This is a genomic window from Amycolatopsis sp. CA-128772, from assembly GCF_002904295.1.
Taxonomy (GTDB): domain Bacteria; phylum Actinomycetota; class Actinomycetes; order Mycobacteriales; family Pseudonocardiaceae; genus Amycolatopsis.
The window spans coordinates 23,385-38,700 of record NZ_PPHG01000043.1 but is presented as its reverse complement, the minus strand read 5'-3'; the positions used below and the strand labels follow the sequence as shown (position 1 = coordinate 38,700).

The following is a 15,316-nucleotide window of genomic DNA, read 5'->3' as shown; positions in this document are numbered from 1 at the left end:
CGCGGCGCTCCTGGGGGTCGACGTCGTCGTCGGTCGGGGGCAGGGTGCCCGGCGGCTCGAGGCGGCGGCGACGGCCGGACGGCGGCGCGTCCCGGCGCGGGTCGTAGGCCGGCGGCTCCGCGGGGCGGGACCGGCGGGAAGGCTGCGGCAGGTCGTACTCGCCGCTGGGTGCCTGCCCGCGCCGCGGCGGCAGCTCATGCTGCCCGCTCGGCGTGCGCCGCTGCTCGGCGGCACGGGGGTCGCGCGGGTCGGCGCGGCGCGGTGCGGGCCGGGACGGCGGCGGGGTGGCCGCTTCCGGCTCGCGCAGTCGCCGGCGCCCGCGTGGGGGCTCGGGTGGCTGCTCGTTCATCGGTCTCCCTCCCGGGCGCGGTGCGCAGCGGCGGCGTCGATCCAGGCCTGCAGGATCTCGACGGCGGCGGCCTGGTCGACCACCGCGCGCTGCTTGCGGCCTTTGACCCCGCGCTGGGAGAGGATGCGGGATGCGGTGACCGTGGTCAGCCGCTCGTCGCCCAGCCGGACCGGCACGGGCGCTATCCGCCCGGCCAGACGCTCAGAATACGCGATGGCCAGCTCGGCCGCCGGTCCCTGGCGGTTGGCCAGCGTTCTCGGCAGGCCCACGATCACCTCGACCACCTCGTGTTCGGTGACGAGGGCGGCCAGCTGGTCCAGATCACTGTCGTCGGTCGCATCGCGGGAGAGGGTAACCAATGGCGACGCCAGCATCGGGGCCGGATCGCTCAGCGCCACCCCGACCCGGACGGATCCGACATCCACGCCGAGCCGGCGGCCCCGGCCCGGATCGCCCACGCCGGGACGGTCCGGGCCGCGGTTTCCGCGGTTAACCAATGCCGGCAATCGCCGCGCGCAGCGCCGTGACCGCGTCGGCCGCGCCGGCCGGGTTCGTGCCACCGCCCTGGGCCATGTCGGGCTTGCCGCCGCCCCGGCCGCCGATCTTTTCGGCGAACGACGGGACGAGCTTGCCCGCGGCGATGCCCTGGTCCTGGGCCGCCTTGGTCGTCGCGACGACGAAGCTCAGCTTCTCGCCAGCCGGCGAGAACAGCGCCACCACGCCCGGCCGCGCGCCGAGCCGGCCGCGGATGTCGGAGGCGAGCGCACGCAGGCCGTTGCCGTCGACGTCCGGGACGACCTCGGCCACCACGGTCACGCCGCCGATTTCCTGCGCCTTGTCGACCAGCGCGCCCGCCGAGCCCAGCACCTGCTGGGTCTTGAGCTGCGCGATCTCCTTCTCGGCGTTCTTCAGCCGGGTCAGGACGTCGTCGATGCGCCCGGGCAGCTGGTCCGACGGCACCTTGAAGGTGTTCGCCAGCTGGGAGACCAGCAGCTGCTCCTTGCGGACGTACTTCAGCGCGTCCGTGCCGACCAGCGCCTCGACGCGGTGCACGCCCGAGCCGATGGACGCGTCGGAGACCAGCTTGACCAGGCCGAGCTGGCCGATCCGGTCGACGTGCGTGCCACCGCAGAGCTCGCGGGAGTAATCGCCCATGTCGACCACGCGGACGTCGTTGCCGTACTTCTCGCCGAACAGCGCGACCGCGCCGAGCTCGAGGGCCTTGTCCTTGGTCGTGGTGAAGCTCTGCACTTCGACGTTGGTCTGCAGGTAGTCGTTGACCTCCTGCTCGACCTCGGTCAGCACGTCCGCCGACACCGAGCCGGGGGTGGTGAAGTCGAACCGCATCCGGCCCGGCGAGTTCAGCGAACCGGCCTGCGCCGCGCGCTTGCCGTACGCGCCGCGGACGGCCGCGTGCACCAGGTGCGTCGCCGAGTGCGAGCGCTCGATGGACAGCCGGCGGTGCGCGTCGACCGAGCCGGTGACCTTGGAGTCCAGGCCGATCTCGCCGTCGACGACCTCGACGCGGTGCACGTACAGCCCCGGGACGATCTTCTGGACGTCCAGGACCTTCAGCTCGACGCCGTCACCGAGCAGCACGCCGGTGTCGGCGACCTGGCCACCGCTCTCGGCGTAGAACGGCGTCCGGTCGAGCACCAGCTCCGCCTTCTTGCCCGCGGAGACGCTGCGGACCGGCTGCCCGTTTTCGAGCAGCGCGACCACCTTGGCCTCGGCCTGCAGGTCGGTGTAGCCGAGGAACTCGGTCTCGCCGTGCTGCTCCAGGACCTTCCGGTACTCCGAGAGGTCGCCGTGGCCGGTCTTGCGGGCCGCCGCGTCCGCCTTCGCGCGGGTCCGCTGCTCGTTCATGAGCGTGCGGAAGCCGTCCTCGTCGACGGTCAGGCCCTGCTCGGCCGCCATCTCGAGGGTGAGGTCGATCGGGAAGCCGTAGGTGTCGTGCAGCTGGAACGCCTTGTCGCCGGCCAGCACGTCGCCGCCGCCGCGCTTGGTCTCCTCGGCCGCCATGTCGAAGATGCGCGAACCGCTCGTCAGGGTCGAGAGGAACGCCTCCTCCTCGATCCGGACGACCTCGTTGATCCGGTCGAAGCCGCTGACGAGCTCGGGGTAGGTCGGGCCCATCGTGTCGCGCACGACCTTCGCGAACTCCTGCAGCACCGGCTCCTGCACGTCCAGCAGGCGCGTGGACCGGACGATGCGGCGCAGCAGGCGGCGCAGGACGTAGCCGCGGCCGTCGTTGCCTGGGGTGACGCCGTCGCCGATCAGCATGACGCCGGTGCGGGCGTGGTCGGCGATGACGCGGAAGCGGACGTCGTCGGCGTGGTTGCTGCCGTAGCGGCGGCCCGAGAACTCCTCCGCGCGGCCGATGACCGGGCGCACGAGGTCGGTCTCGTAGACGTTCTCGACGCCCTGCAGGATGGTCGCCACGCGCTCGACGCCCATGCCGGTGTCGATGTTCTTCTTCGGCAGCTCGCCGATCGGCGGGTGCCCGAGCTTGGGGCTCAGGTCGCCGCGGACGTCCTGCATGAAGACGAGGTTCCAGATCTCGATGTAGCGGTCCTCGTCGGCGACCGGGCCGCCCTCGCGGCCGTACGCCGGGCCGCGGTCGTAGTAGATCTCCGAGCACGGGCCGCCGGGACCGGGCACGCCCATGTCCCAGTAGTTGTCCTTGCCGTCGCGGGCCTGGATGCGCTCGCCGGGCAGGCCGGTGAGCTTGCGCCAGAGACCGGCCGCCTCGGCGTCGTCGTTGTAGACGGTCGCCCAGATGCGCTCGGGGTCGAGGCCGAAGCCGCCTTCGGTCTGGGGCTTGGTGATCAGCTCCCAGGCCGCCTCGATGGCGCCTTCCTTGAAGTAGTCGCCGAAGGAGAAGTTGCCGGCCATCTGGAAGAACGTGTTGTGCCGGGTGGTCTTGCCGACCTCGTCGATGTCCGGCGTGCGCACGCACTTCTGCACGGAGGTCGCGCGCGGGTACGGCGGCGGCGCCTCACCGAGGAAGTACGGCTTGAACTGCACCATGCCGGCGTTGACGAACAGCAGGTTCGGGTCGTCGAGGATCAGCGGCGCGCTGGGCACGCGCGTGTGGCCCCGGCCTTCGAAATGGCGCAGGAAACGATCGGTGATTTCGTGTGTGTCCACGGGTCAGTCCTAATAGCTGTGTGCGGAACGGGATCGGCGGCGGTGACTCCGGCGAAGGGGGTCCGGGCAGGCCCGGATCAGCCCTCCGCCCGGCGAGCTCGCCGGACCGGGCGCCGGGCGGCCGCGTGCCGTCCCTCGGCGCGGGGCGCTGCCACGCCCGACCGCTCCTCGACCATGTCGTGCAGCTCCTGTTCCCGCTCGTTCATGCCCGCACGCACCTCGGCGCCGAACGAACCCACGGCACCCGCCAGCTCGCGCACGGCGTCCCCCAGGTTCGATGCTAACCCGGCCGGAGTGGCCTGACGAGCGGTTTCGGCCGCCTTGCGGGAGAGCACGACCCCGGTGACGACGCCGACGCCGAGCCAGAACAGCCGCTTCATTTCCCGGCCTTCCTGGCGGCCTTGAGGGCGCTCTTCTTCTTGCGCGCCCGGATCGCCTTGGACAGCCCGTAGGACAGCGCCGCGGTCTTGACCAGCGGGCCGCCCAGAGTCGCGGTGAAGACGGACGTCAGCGCGGAGACGTTGCCGGTGACGGCCTGCGCGTTCGCGGTGATCCCGTCCACCCGCTCGAGCTGGGTGTTGACGTGCGTGATGGTCTCGTTCGCGCCGATCAGCAGCGGGTCGGTGTTGCTGTTGGTGCGCTCGATCGCTTCGGTGGCCGCGTCCAGCGTCTTGCCGAGCTTGATCAGCGGGATCGCCAGCAGGACGACCAGCACCACGAATGCTCCTGCGGCGATCAACGCGGCGATCTGCCCTGCCGACACGGGCCCTCCTCGGTTCAGGGGTCGGGATGCCGCCTGAGGTTACCGCCTGGCCGGGTTCCCGACCGTGTCACCCCGCCGGGCCCGGAAAACGCGTCGCTCCCGGCCGCACCGCCGGCCGGCGCTGCGGCCCACGGCAACGACCCGGCCGCCCACTGCCCGCTGCGACCCGCAGCGAGCCGGCGCCCCAGCAGCCCGGCGAACCGGCGAACCTCCTACCGCTCCTTCACCACCGCGCGGTACAGCGCCGCCATGTCCTCGTCGCCGTGGCCCGCCTCGACCGCCGCCTCCAAGTGCGCCAGGACCGCCTTCGCGCCCGCCACGTCGACGTCCTCGCCCGCGGCCTCCACCACCAGCCGGGCGTCCTTCGCCGCCAAGCCGGCCGGGAACGCCGATGGGTACTCGCCGGCCAGCATCGCGCCGCCCTTCGCGTGGGCGTACCCCACGTCCAGGCCGCCGCCCTTGATCGTCTCCAGGAACAGCTGCGGGTCCAGGCCCAGTGCGTGCGCGAGGCCGAGGCTCTCCGCCGTGCCGTTCGTCAGCGCCAGGACCCACGCGTTCATCACCAGCTTCAGGCGGCTGCCCCGGCCCGCCGGGCCGAGCCACTGCGTCTTCACCGCGACCGCGTCGAACACCGGGGTGGCCTTGGGCCTGGCCTCCTCCGGGCCCGAGGCCAGCACCTGCAGCTGCGCCTGCTCCGCGGGCTGGCGCGTGCCCAGCACCGGCGCGTCGATGAACACCACGCCCGCCTTCTCCGCCGTCGCCGCCAGCCGGTCCGTCCAGTCGAGACCGACCGTGCTCATCTGCAGCCACAACGTCCCCGAAGCCGGCGAAGCCGCTTCGAATGCCGAAGCGACCGCGGGGCCGTCGGCCAGCATCGTCACGAGGATGTCGGCGCCGTCGGCCGCGGCGGCCGCCGAATCGGCCACCGTGGCCACGTCGGCGAGGGGCTCGGCCTTTTCGCGGGTCCGGTTCCAGACCCGGACGTCGAGGCCCGCCTTGGCGATGTTGGCCGCCATCGGGGCGCCCATGATCCCGGTTCCGAGAAACGCGACAGTCATGCCGCCATCGTGACCGACACCGGCCGGCCTCGCGCGCTCAGTAGTCGCCGAGGAGGCAGAACGGGTGGCCCGCCGGGTCGGCGTAGACGCGCCAGCCGCGGCCGCCGAGGTCCGGGTCGAGCAGGCGGCCGCCGTGGACCAGGACCTGGTGGTGGGACTCGCGGAGGTCGTCGACCTCGAAGTCGAGGTGGAACTGCTGCGGGTGCGCCGGGTCCGGCCAGTGCGGCGGCCGGTGGTCGAACACCCGCTGGAAGCCCAGGACCAGCCCGTTCACGTGCAGCGTGGACCAGTCCTGATCGACCCGCCACCGTGGGTCGGGCCGGTCCACGTCGCCGCCGAGCAACGCCTGGTAGAAGCGGGCGAGCTCGAGCGGTTCCGGACAGTCCAGGACGATGCACTGCAGCGTCGCGGGCACGGGTACGCCTCCTGCCGTCGCTGCGGCCTTCCCCTGTTCCGGGCCGCTTCGAAGGGGGAAGTTTACGAACCCCGATGATCTTGGCCACGCCAGGCCACCTTCACACCGTGGTCACTGCCCGCGGATCGTCCGGCGCAGTTTCGGGACGCGCTCGGCGAGCGTCCGCTCGGCGCCGCGCTGGGTGGGCTCGTAGTAGTCCCGGCCCACCAGCTCGTCCGGCGGGTACTGCTGCGCCAGCACGCCCTCCGGGACGCCGTGCGGGTAGCGGTAGCCCTGGGCGTTGCCGAGCTTTTTCGCGCCGGCGTAGTGCCCGTCGCGCAGCGGCGGCGGCACCGCGCCGGCCAGCCCGGCCCGGACGTCGGCCAGCGCCGCGTCGATGCTCGTGACGACCGCGTTGGACTTCGGCGCGGTGGCGAGGTGGATGGTCGCCTGGGCCAGCGCGAGCCGGCCTTCCGGCATGCCGATGAACTGCACGGCGTGCGCGGCCGCGACGGCCGCCTGCAGCGCCGTCGGGTCGGCCAGGCCGACGTCCTCGCTCGCGTGCACGACCAGCCGCCGCGCGAGGAACCGCGGGTCCTCCCCCGCCTCGATCATCCGGGCCAGGTAGTGCAGCGCGGCGTCCACATCGGACCCGCGGATCGACTTGATGAAGGCGCTGATCACGTCGTAGTGCTGGTCGCCGTCGCGGTCGTAGCGCACCGCCGCCTTGTCCACTGTGGACTCGACGGTGGCCAGGCCGATCGTCTTCGCCTCGGTGGCCGACGCCGCGTCGGCCGCCGCCTCCAGCGCGGTGAGCGCGCGGCGCGCGTCCCCGCCCGCGAGCCGGACGAGGTGGGCGCGCGCGTCCTCGGTCAGGGTCAGCTCGCCGCCGAGGCCGCGCTCGTCGGCCAGCGCGCGCTCGATCAGCTCCGTGATGTCGGCGTCGGTCAGCGGCCGCAGCTGAAGCACCAGCGACCGCGACAGCAGCGGCGAGACGACGGAGAACGACGGGTTCTCGGTGGTCGCCGCGACCAGCAGCACCGTGCGGTCCTCGACCGCGCCGAGCAGCGCGTCCTGCTGGGTCTTGGAGAACCGGTGCACCTCGTCGATGAACAGGACGGTGTTCTCGGCGTTGTACTGGCGCCGCCGCCGCGCCTCCTCGATCACCCCGCGCACTTCCTTGACGCCGGCCGAGAGCGCCGACATGGCGACGAACCGGCGGCCGGTGGCGATCGAGACGAGGTTGGCCAGCGTCGTCTTGCCCGTGCCGGGCGGGCCGTAGAGCAGCACCGACGCCGGCGCGGCGCCCTCGACCAGCCGCCGCAGCGGGGCGCCTTCGCGCAACAGGTGCTGCTGGCCGACGACCTCGTCGAGCGAGCGCGGCCGCATCCGCACGGCCAGGGGGGAGCTGGCCGGGTCGGCCTGGGGCTCGCCCGCATTCGACGTCGTGCGCTCCGGCGGGGGCGCCACGTCGGTGTTCACGGTGAAGAGCTCGTCCTGTGCCACGAAGAAGACGTTAACCGACCGCACCGACAGAACCGCTTGCCCCGGTCCCCGGATCGGCGCTACCGTCGTACTGACCGGTTGACCGAAAGTGCGAATCCGGTCAACACGTCAAACTCTCAACGAACCAACAGGTGGACGACCGCATGAGCCATCCCAACCGTGAGCGCGCCGACCGGATCCTGGACGCCGCAGGCGAGCTGCTGCTGCGCATGGGCTACCGCAAGGTGGCGGTGGACGACATCGCCCGCGCGGTCGGCATCGGCAAGGGCACCGTCTACCTGCACTGGCGCAACAAGGAGCTGCTGTTCCAGGCGCTGATGATGCGCGAGTCGGCCGACCTGACCGACGAGATCCTGCGGGCGATCGCGGCCGATCCGGCGATGATCCTCCCGCACCGGATGATCCCGGGGTCGTTCCTGGTCACGCACCGCCGTCCGCTGGTGATGGCGATGCTGCGCGGCAACGCCGAGATGTTCGGTTCCCTCGGCGACCTCGCCCTGCACAAGCAGCAGGACGAGCTGCGCGCGCAGTTCGAAGAAACCATGCTGCGGCACGGGCTGATCCGCGCGGACGTGCCGAACCTGAGCTACGCGCTCAGCGCCTCGACACTCGGCTTCTACCTGGGCGACACGCTTTCGCACGAGTTCGAGGACGTTCCCCTCGAAGCGAAGGCGAAGGTGCTCGCCCACCTGATCCGCACCGCGTTCGAACCGCCCGGGGAGCCCGATCCCGGCGCGGTCGCGGAGGTGGCGGCGGAACTGAGCTCGGCGCTCGAGGACCTCGTCTCGGGCTACCGCAACGGGATCTACGCACACGATCCCACCAGGTCACCCGGGTGACTCCCGGGGCCACACAGGGGAAAGGGGCGGAAATGACCACCACACTCGCCGACACCTGGGGCCTGCACCAAGCCCAGTTCTGGCTGCGGGGGAAGCAGCCGGAGAAGCAGGTCGAGTTCGCGGCGGAACTGGGGATGTGGAACGTCTACGGGCACCCGGAGACCGAGGGGATCCTCCGCGACCCGGCGACGTTCTCCTCCGACACGTCCCGCCTGGTACCGAAGGAGATGATGCCGGAGCTGGACGAGGACGCCCTGGCCGCGGGCAGCCTGCTGCAGCTGGACCCGCCGCTGCACAACAAGATGCGCAAGCTGGTCAGCCGCGCGTTCACGCCGAAGGTGGTGGCCGACCTCGAGCCGAGGATCGCCGCGATCACCCACGAGCTGCTCGACGCGGCCCCCGGCGGCGGCCGGCTGGAACTGGTGGCCGACCTGGCCTACCCGCTGCCGGTGATCGTGATCGCCGAGCTGCTGGGCGTCCCGGCGAGCGACCGGTACCTGTTCAAGGGCTGGGTGGACCGCATGTTCGAATCCGCGGACCAGGTTTCGCTGGTGAAGAAGGACGAGAAGCAGGACGAGGCGATCAAGCGGTCCCTGGACGGCCAGAAGGCGCTCATCGACTACCTCGGCGGGCACGTCGACGAGCGGCGCAAGCAGCCGCGGGAAGACCTGCTGACGAAACTGGTCGAGGCGGAGCTGGACGGCGAACGGCTGTCCCGCGCCGAGGTCGTCAACTTCGCCAACATCCTGCTGCTGGCCGGCCACATCACCACCACGATGCTGCTCGGCAACGTGGTGCTGTGCCTGGACACCTTCCCCGAGTGGGACGAGCGGGCGCGCGCGGACCGCTCGCTCGTGCCGCCGGTGATCGAGGAGTCCCTGCGCTACCTCACGCCGTTCGCGGCGGTGGCCCGCACGACGATGCGGGAGGCGGAGGTCGGCGGCGTCACGGTACCGGCGGACCAGATGCTGCTGGTGTGGGTGGCGGCGGCCAACCGGGACGAGCGGGTGTTCACCGACCCGGGCCGGTTCGACCCGCTGCGCGAGGAGAACCCGCACCTGGCGTTCGGCCGCGGCATCCACTTCTGCATCGGCGCGCCGCTCGCGCGGCTGGAAGGCCGGGTCGCGCTGGACGTCCTGTTCGACCGTTACCCGGCGTTGCGCACGATCCCGGGCGAGCCGCCGAAGTTCCAGGTCAACCCGAACATGACGGGCGTGCGCGAGCTGCCGCTCACCACGGGGTGACCCGTTGCGCCCTGGGCGAAATCCCTCGCCCGGGGCGCTGCGCGTGGCCGATGGTGGGGCGGTGAACGTGGCCGTGCTGTCCGACATCCACGGGGTGCTCCCGGCGCTGGAGGCGGTCCTGGCGGAGCCGGACGTCCGGGCCGCGGACCGGATCGTGCTCCTGGGCGACCTGCTGGCCGGGCCGATGCCGGTGGAAACCCTCGAGCGGCTGCAGGAGCTCGGCGACCGCGCGGTGTGGGTCCGCGGCAACGCCGACCGCGAGCTGGCCGAGTCGGCCCGCACCGGCGGTTCGTTCGTCCCGGACCCGATTTTTCCGTGGGCGGCGCGGCAGCTGCGTCCGGCCGACCTGCCGGTGCTGGACGCGTTGCCGCTGACGGTGACGCTGGACGGGGTGCTGTACTGCCACGCGACCCCGCGCAACGACACGGAGATCGTGCTGGTGGACTCGCCGCCGGAGCGCTGGGCGGAGGTGCTGGGGGGCGTGTCCGCGCAGACGGTCGTCTGCGGGCACACGCACATGCAGTTCGCCCGGTTCGCCGACCGGCGGCTGGTCGTGAACCCCGGCAGCGTCGGAATGCCGTACGGGGCCAGGGGCGCGCACTGGGCCCTGCTCGGCGACGGCGTCCGGCTGCGGCGCACGGAGTACGACACCGAGGCGGCGTGCCGGTTCCTTGCCTCGCGGTCGGGTTATCCGGACATCGAGGAGTGGGCGGACTATTTCGTCCGCAACCCGGCTTCGGACGTGGAAGCGTTGCGGGTGTTCAGCGGGCGCGGAACGAGTTCCACATGATGACGGCGGCGTAGGGCAGGAACTCGCGGCCGCGGCGCCACAGCCACGGGATACCCTTGAGCACCAGCCACCCCACGTGCCCCGCGGCGCTCGGCTCGACCCCACCGCTGCAGGTGAGGCTGACCGGCGCCGGCACGTCGAACCCGGCTTCGGCGAGCAGCCCGGTGAAGCCGCTCGCGAGCATCCGGTGGCCGAGTTCGGAGGGGTGCAGCCGGTCGACGCTCCACGACGCCAGGTCGTAGGCACCGGGCAGCCGCGCGAGATCGAGACAGGGCACGCCTTCCCGGGCGACGACCTCATCGATGGCGGCGTTGAGCTCGGCGACGCGGGCGCTGAGGGCGCGTTTCAGGGACGGCGGGAGACGGAAGACCCGGCTGTGGTCGTGGAACCGCACGGGCACGACGGTGGTACCGGCATCCTTGAGCCGCCGGATGACTTCGGTGAGCTCGGCGGCGACCCGCCCGGCCTCGAAGTCGGGCCGCAGGGTGTCGTTCATCCCGGCAACGACCAGGGCGACATCGGGCCGCCGAGCAACGGCGGCGGGCACCTGTTCGGTGAGCACGCACCGCATCCGCGCACCGGCAAAGGAGGGATTGAGGTACCCCTCGCCCCCCACCCCGAGCGCGGCGGCAACGAGCGGCCCGACCCCCCGCCAGCCGCCCCGCCGAGGGAGCGGATCACCCAGCCCGACGGCGGTGGAGTCCCCCAGGACGACCAAGGTCCGGGCGCTCCGCGGCAGCCGCGGAGCGGGCTCGGGAAGTTCGGAAGTGACATCGACGCTCATCACGGTCACGTTGACGACCATCGGCCACGCAGGCTCACGGGCGGTGAGGTCGAGGTAACGCGATCGCTACACGGGGCCTAATTCTTGACGCGGAGCTCACGGGTTCGGCGCAGCTACCTCTGGCCCGCCTCTCCAGCTACCGCCTCCGCCACCTCGGCACTGGGGGGATGGGTCCCGGGCGGGGTGGCTGGGAAGTGGCATGGCCGGAGGGGTGGCATGGCCGGAGGGCTGGTCGGAAACCGGCGTGGCCGAGGCGGCCTCCCCGGCAGCAACACTCCCCTCCGGCCACACCCCCCTGCCGACCCGATACGCAGCCGCCTCAACCATCCGGCGTTCGGGTCGGCGGGGAAAACCCGGCAGGAATCAGGCCGGAGCCCCACTCACCGAAACGCAGGATAAAACGCCAGGTCAGCATGCGGCCCCAGCCGCGCGGCCAAAGCTGCCGCCACCCGCGCCGCGAACTCCGAAACCGCCGCCATCCGGACATACCCGGCATGCTTCGCCAGATCCCGCCACCAAGTCACGAACGCCGCCTCGCGACTGACCGGAGCCGCGTGCCGCGACAGGTTCAACGAGCCCAGCTCCTCGCCCGTGATCAGCCAAACCCTCAGCAGCTCGCTGCTCGTGAGATGCGCCGCCAGTACCTCGTCGTCCGCGAAGGCCGGCCAGATGCCCACCACCTCCGCGCGCCAGGCCGCGATCATCGCCTCGCTCATGCCCGCCGGGAGGGCCAGGGCGTCCGGCCAGCTCGCGAACGGGAGGCGCAGGTGGGCCGCGTCGACCAGGGCCGACCGGACGCAGCCGTACTCGAAGTCGAGGAAGCGGACGCCCTCGCCCGTCACCAGGTTGTTGTCCGGGCTCAGCTCCACCGGGCTGAACGCCCGGAAGCCCGTCGACCGGGAGTGCTCCAGTGCCGTCGTCACCTGGGCGCGGACCTCGTCCGGCACCGGGATGCCCAGGCGCTCCTGGATCAGCGACGGCACCCGCGCGCACAGCTCGTCGACCGCGCCCGAATCGCTCTTCGCCGGGCCGCCGAGCCGGCGCAGCAACGCGTTGAAGTCGGCTTCGCGCCCGGCCGTGCTCGAGTGCAGGCGGCCCAGCGAGCGGGCCCAGGACAGCAGCGCGCGCTCGGCCGCGCGGGAGTCGCGGGCGTAGAGCTTGTCCTCCAGCGTCGGCGTGCGGCCCAGGTCCTCCAGCACCAGCACGCGGTCGCGGCCGTCGTGGGCCAGCAGCTCCGGGCACATGCGCTCGTCCTCGGAGAGCGCCGTGAACAGCTGGTAGCTGACCGCCTCCTGCGCGAACGGGTCGGCCGCGTCCGGCTGCGGGGGATCCGGGTAGTGCTTGATGACCAGCGTGCGCGGCAGCGCGAACGACGACGACACCACCCGCGCGCGGACCACCGTCGCCGGTCCGCTGCCCGCGAGGTCCTCGGGCGCGACCAGGGTGATGGGACTGCCGAACCGGCGCGAGAGAACGGACTCGCCCGCCGCGACCGCCGCGGCGACGGCGAGCTGCTCGGCTCCTGCCCCGACCCCAGCGTCGCCGGTGGAGGAGGTGTCGACTGTCATTGTCACCGACCCTACTCGTGACTGAGCAACCATGACTACTGACATCCGGACAGAAAGGCGCATCCGCCCGGACACGGGTCACCCGCGTGAAAGCGGACGCTTTCCCACCGCTGAACGTTGCCCATTCCGGCGCACGATCAACACAATGGCCGCAGCTGCAACGATTCCGAGAAGGTTGACCAGCAGCTGGCCGACGGACTGGAGGCACCGGCTCCACTCCCCCGCCACGGCCGCGACGACCGCGTACCCCGCGGCCGGCACCGTGGTCACGGAGATGAACACGCCCACCAGCGCGGCCGACTTCGCCGACGTCATGGCGAGCATCCCGGCGGCGCCGGCGAGCATCGCCACCACGAGCGACGGCACCCCGACGGAGAACACGAAGTCGACCTCGTTGTGCTGCTGCAGCTCGAACGCCCGCTCGCCGAAGACGCCGGTCACGCGGACCAGCAGCGCGCCGCCCAGGGTGACCACCATGGCCAGCGGGAAGCCGACGCCCAGGGCGGCCGCGGCCTGCCGGGCCAGCTGCCCGTGCCGCAGCACCAGGCCGACGGCGAGCGCGGCCAGCGGCCCGAACTCCGGCCCGACCACCATCGCGCCGACGATCGTCACGGCGGAGTCGGTGAGCACGCCGACCGCCGCGAGCAGGCAGGCGATGATGAGGAACGCCAGGAACGTCACGTTCAGCCGCGATTCTTCACCCGTGCGGCCCAGCAGCTCCTGCCACACGACGGCGTCCGCGCCCTCGCCCGGCGCCGCCTCTTCCGCCTTGTCGGCGGCGTCGGACAGCGCCGTGTCGAGGGCTTCCAGGGTGATGCCGCCGGTGTGGTCGAGCTCGAGCACGCACAGCGCGTCGATGATCTCGTCCGCCGCCTCGCGCGCGATGTCGGCCTCGACCAGGTCACCCGCCGGCTCCACGGCGGCGCCGCGGTGCACCACCAGGTGCGCCGTGCCGGCGTGCGCCCGCAGGATGTCGAGCGCCTCGGCGGTCTTGTCCGGCGGGCACACGGCCCTGAGGTGCAGCACTAGTTCTGCGGGGCGGCGGCCGGCTTCGCGTCGATCCCGGCTTCCTTGCGCTGCTGCGCGGTGATCGGCGCGGGCGCCGCGGTCAGCGGGTCGTAGCCGCCGCCGGTCTTCGGGAACGCGATCACGTCACGCAGCGAGTCGGCCTTGGCCAGCAGCATGACGATGCGGTCCCAGCCGAACGCGATGCCGCCGTGCGGCGGCGGGCCGAAGGCGAACGCGTCGAGCAGGAAGCCGAACTTCTCCTGCGCTTCCTCGTCGCCGAGGCCCATCAGGTTGAAGACGCGCTTCTGGACGTCGCCGCGGTGGATACGGATCGAGCCGCCGCCGATCTCGTTGCCGTTGCAGACGATGTCGTAGGCGTAGGCCAGCGCGTTGCCCGGGTCCTGCTCGAACTTGTCGATCCACTCGGGGGTCGGCGAGGTGAACGCGTGGTGCACCGCGGTCCACTTGCCGGAGCCGACGGCGACGTCGTCGCCGATGTCCTCGACCGGCGCGAACAGCGGCGCGTCGACGACCCACACGAACGACCAGGCGTTTTCGTCGATCAGGCCGAGCCGCTTGCCGATCTCGTCGCGCGCGGCGCCCAGCAGCGGCTGCGTGCTCGACGCCTTGCCCGCGGAGAAGAAGATGCAGTCGCCCGGCTTGGCGCCCGCCGCGGCGGCGACGTTCTCGCGCTCGGTCTCGGACAGGTTCTTCGCGACCGGGCCGCCGAGCGTGCCGTCCTCGTTGACGAGGATGTACGCGAGGCCGCGCGCGCCGCGCTGCTTGGCCCACTCCTGCCACGCGTCGAGCTGCCGGCGCGGCTGGCCGGCGCCACCGGCCATCACGACCGCCCCGACGTACGGCGCCTGGAACACGCGGAACGGCGTGTCGGCGAAGAAGTCCGTCATGTCGGTGATTTCGAGGTCGAAGCGCAGGTCCGGCTTGTCCGAGCCGTACTTGGCCATCGCCTCGTGGTAGGTGATGCGCGGGATGGGCCGCGGGATCTCGTGCCCGACCAGCTTCCACAGGGCGGAGACGATGTCCTCGCCGAGCTTGATGACGTCGTCCTGCTCGACGAAGCTCATCTCGATGTCGAGCTGGGTGAACTCGGGCTGGCGGTCCGCGCGGAAGTCTTCGTCGCGGTAGCAGCGGGCTATCTGGTAGTACCGCTCCATGCCGCCGACCATGAGCAGCTGCTTGAACAGCTGCGGCGACTGCGGCAGGGCGTACCAGGAGCCGGGCTTGAGCCGGGCCGGGACCAGGAAGTCGCGCGCGCCTTCGGGCGTCGAGCGGGTCATCGTCGGGGTCTCGATCTCGACGAAGTCCTGGGCGTGCAGGACCTCGCGCGCGGCGCGGCTGACCTCGCTGCGCAGCCGCATGGCCGCGGCCGGGCCGCTGCGGCGCAGGTCGAGGTAGCGGTGCTTGAGGCGGATTTCCTCGCCGACGTCGACGCGGTCGTCGATCGGGAACGGCAGCGGCGCGGACTCCGACAGCACCTCGAGCTCGGTCGCGAGGACCTCGATCTCGCCGGTGGGGATCTCGGCGTTCGCGTTGCCCTCGGGACGCTGCGCGACCTCGCCGACGATCTTCACGCAGAACTCCGACCGCAGCGCGTGGGCGCGCTCGGCCATCTCGCCTTCGCGGAAGACGACCTGGGCGACACCGCTGGCGTCACGGAGGTCGATGAAGATGACGCCGCCGTGATCGCGCCGCCGGGCCACCCATCCGGTGAGGGTGACGGTCTGTCCGGCCTGTCCGGCACGCAGGGTGCCGGCTTGGTGAGTGCGGAGCACTGCGACTGCTCTCCTTCGACATGGGTGGTTCTCGCTGCTGAAAGGCTAACGAACCACCCAGCGTACGACG

The 15,316-nt window shown here is 72.0% G+C and carries 14 protein-coding genes and 1 pseudogene; 3 read left to right on the top strand and 12 right to left on the bottom strand.

Going from position 1 to position 15,316, the window contains the following annotated elements; all coding sequences use genetic code 11:
• The 8 genes and pseudogenes from C2L59_RS17395 to C2L59_RS17360 all read right to left on the bottom strand — a co-directional run.
• A pseudogene (locus C2L59_RS17395) lies at nt 1-349 on the bottom strand (aminodeoxychorismate lyase); the annotation flags it as partial.
• A complete protein-coding gene (gene ruvX, locus C2L59_RS17390; protein ID WP_103350558.1) occupies nt 346-807 on the bottom strand; it encodes a Holliday junction resolvase RuvX in 462 nt (153 codons plus the stop codon). The pseudogene C2L59_RS17395 and the gene ruvX, both read right to left, overlap by 4 nt.
• Before the next feature lie 31 nt (nt 808-838).
• The gene (alaS, locus tag C2L59_RS17385) at nt 839-3,499 is read right to left on the bottom strand and encodes an alanine--tRNA ligase (protein ID WP_103350557.1); all 2,661 of its coding nucleotides are present in this window, start codon (nt 3,497-3,499) and stop codon (nt 839-841) included.
• Nucleotides 3,500-3,576: 77 nt separating this feature from the next.
• Nucleotides 3,577-3,879 carry a hypothetical protein gene (locus C2L59_RS17380; RefSeq protein WP_103350556.1) on the bottom strand — a complete coding sequence of 101 codons (303 nt, stop codon included), beginning with the start codon at nt 3,877-3,879 and terminating at the stop codon, nt 3,577-3,579.
• Nucleotides 3,876-4,262 carry a DUF948 domain-containing protein gene (locus C2L59_RS17375; RefSeq protein WP_093951788.1) on the bottom strand — a complete coding sequence of 129 codons (387 nt, stop codon included), beginning with the start codon at nt 4,260-4,262 and terminating at the stop codon, nt 3,876-3,878. Before C2L59_RS17375 ends, C2L59_RS17380 begins: the two co-directional genes overlap by 4 nt.
• Nucleotides 4,263-4,474: 212 nt before the next feature.
• On the bottom strand, nt 4,475-5,320 hold the full coding sequence (locus C2L59_RS17370) for an NAD(P)-dependent oxidoreductase (protein ID WP_103350555.1): 846 nt from the start codon (nt 5,318-5,320) through the stop codon (nt 4,475-4,477).
• Between the two features lie 37 nt (nt 5,321-5,357).
• Nucleotides 5,358-5,735 (bottom strand): VOC family protein, encoded by a 378-nt coding sequence (locus C2L59_RS17365; protein WP_103350554.1) that lies wholly within the window; start codon nt 5,733-5,735, stop codon nt 5,358-5,360.
• Nucleotides 5,736-5,846: 111 nt separating this feature from the next.
• On the bottom strand, nt 5,847-7,220 hold the full coding sequence (locus C2L59_RS17360; protein WP_103350563.1) for a replication-associated recombination protein A: 1,374 nt from the start codon (nt 7,218-7,220) through the stop codon (nt 5,847-5,849).
• Between the two features lie 143 nt (nt 7,221-7,363).
• Between C2L59_RS17360 and C2L59_RS17355 the strand changes: the two genes are divergently transcribed.
• From C2L59_RS17355 to C2L59_RS17345, 3 genes are all read left to right on the top strand, one after another.
• A complete protein-coding gene (locus C2L59_RS17355; RefSeq protein WP_103350562.1) occupies nt 7,364-8,059 on the top strand; it encodes a TetR/AcrR family transcriptional regulator in 696 nt (231 codons plus the stop codon).
• Between the two features lie 32 nt (nt 8,060-8,091).
• A complete protein-coding gene (locus tag C2L59_RS17350) occupies nt 8,092-9,303 on the top strand; it encodes a cytochrome P450 (protein ID WP_103350553.1) in 1,212 nt (403 codons plus the stop codon).
• 61 nt (nt 9,304-9,364) lie between these two features.
• On the top strand, nt 9,365-10,093 hold the full coding sequence (locus C2L59_RS17345; protein WP_103350552.1) for a metallophosphoesterase: 729 nt from the start codon (nt 9,365-9,367) through the stop codon (nt 10,091-10,093).
• Here C2L59_RS17345 and C2L59_RS17340 read toward each other — a convergent pair.
• From C2L59_RS17340 to aspS, 4 genes are all read right to left on the bottom strand, one after another.
• Nucleotides 10,065-10,898 carry an SGNH/GDSL hydrolase family protein gene (locus C2L59_RS17340; protein ID WP_103350551.1) on the bottom strand — a complete coding sequence of 278 codons (834 nt, stop codon included), beginning with the start codon at nt 10,896-10,898 and terminating at the stop codon, nt 10,065-10,067. The genes C2L59_RS17345 and C2L59_RS17340 overlap by 29 nt on opposite strands.
• 359 nt (nt 10,899-11,257) lie before the next feature.
• Nucleotides 11,258-12,445, bottom strand: coding sequence for a phosphotransferase (locus tag C2L59_RS17335; protein WP_103350550.1), 1,188 nt, complete (start codon nt 12,443-12,445; stop codon nt 11,258-11,260).
• A 78-nt stretch (nt 12,446-12,523) separates the two neighbouring features.
• Complete coding sequence (locus C2L59_RS17330; RefSeq protein ID WP_199199118.1) at nt 12,524-13,471, bottom strand: DUF389 domain-containing protein; 948 nt, start codon at nt 13,469-13,471, stop codon at nt 12,524-12,526.
• Entirely contained in the window at nt 13,471-15,246 is a 1,776-nt protein-coding gene (gene aspS, locus C2L59_RS17325) for an aspartate--tRNA ligase (RefSeq protein WP_103350549.1), read from the bottom strand. The genes C2L59_RS17330 and aspS overlap by 1 nt, the downstream gene beginning before the upstream one ends.
• Nucleotides 15,247-15,316 lie beyond the last annotated feature (70 nt).

Coding starts and splice junctions, on each gene's coding strand:
- C2L59_RS17340 (WP_103350551.1), bottom strand. CDS start 10,898: ATGGTCGTCAACGTGACCGTGATGAGCGTCGATGTCACTTCCGAACTT.
- C2L59_RS17335 (WP_103350550.1), bottom strand. CDS start 12,445: ATGACAGTCGACACCTCCTCCACCGGCGACGCTGGGGTCGGGGCAGGA.
- C2L59_RS17370 (WP_103350555.1), bottom strand. CDS start 5,320: ATGACTGTCGCGTTTCTCGGAACCGGGATCATGGGCGCCCCGATGGCG.
- C2L59_RS17380 (WP_103350556.1), bottom strand. CDS start 3,879: ATGAAGCGGCTGTTCTGGCTCGGCGTCGGCGTCGTCACCGGGGTCGTG.
- C2L59_RS17355 (WP_103350562.1), top strand. CDS start 7,364: ATGAGCCATCCCAACCGTGAGCGCGCCGACCGGATCCTGGACGCCGCA.
- C2L59_RS17350 (WP_103350553.1), top strand. CDS start 8,092: ATGACCACCACACTCGCCGACACCTGGGGCCTGCACCAAGCCCAGTTC.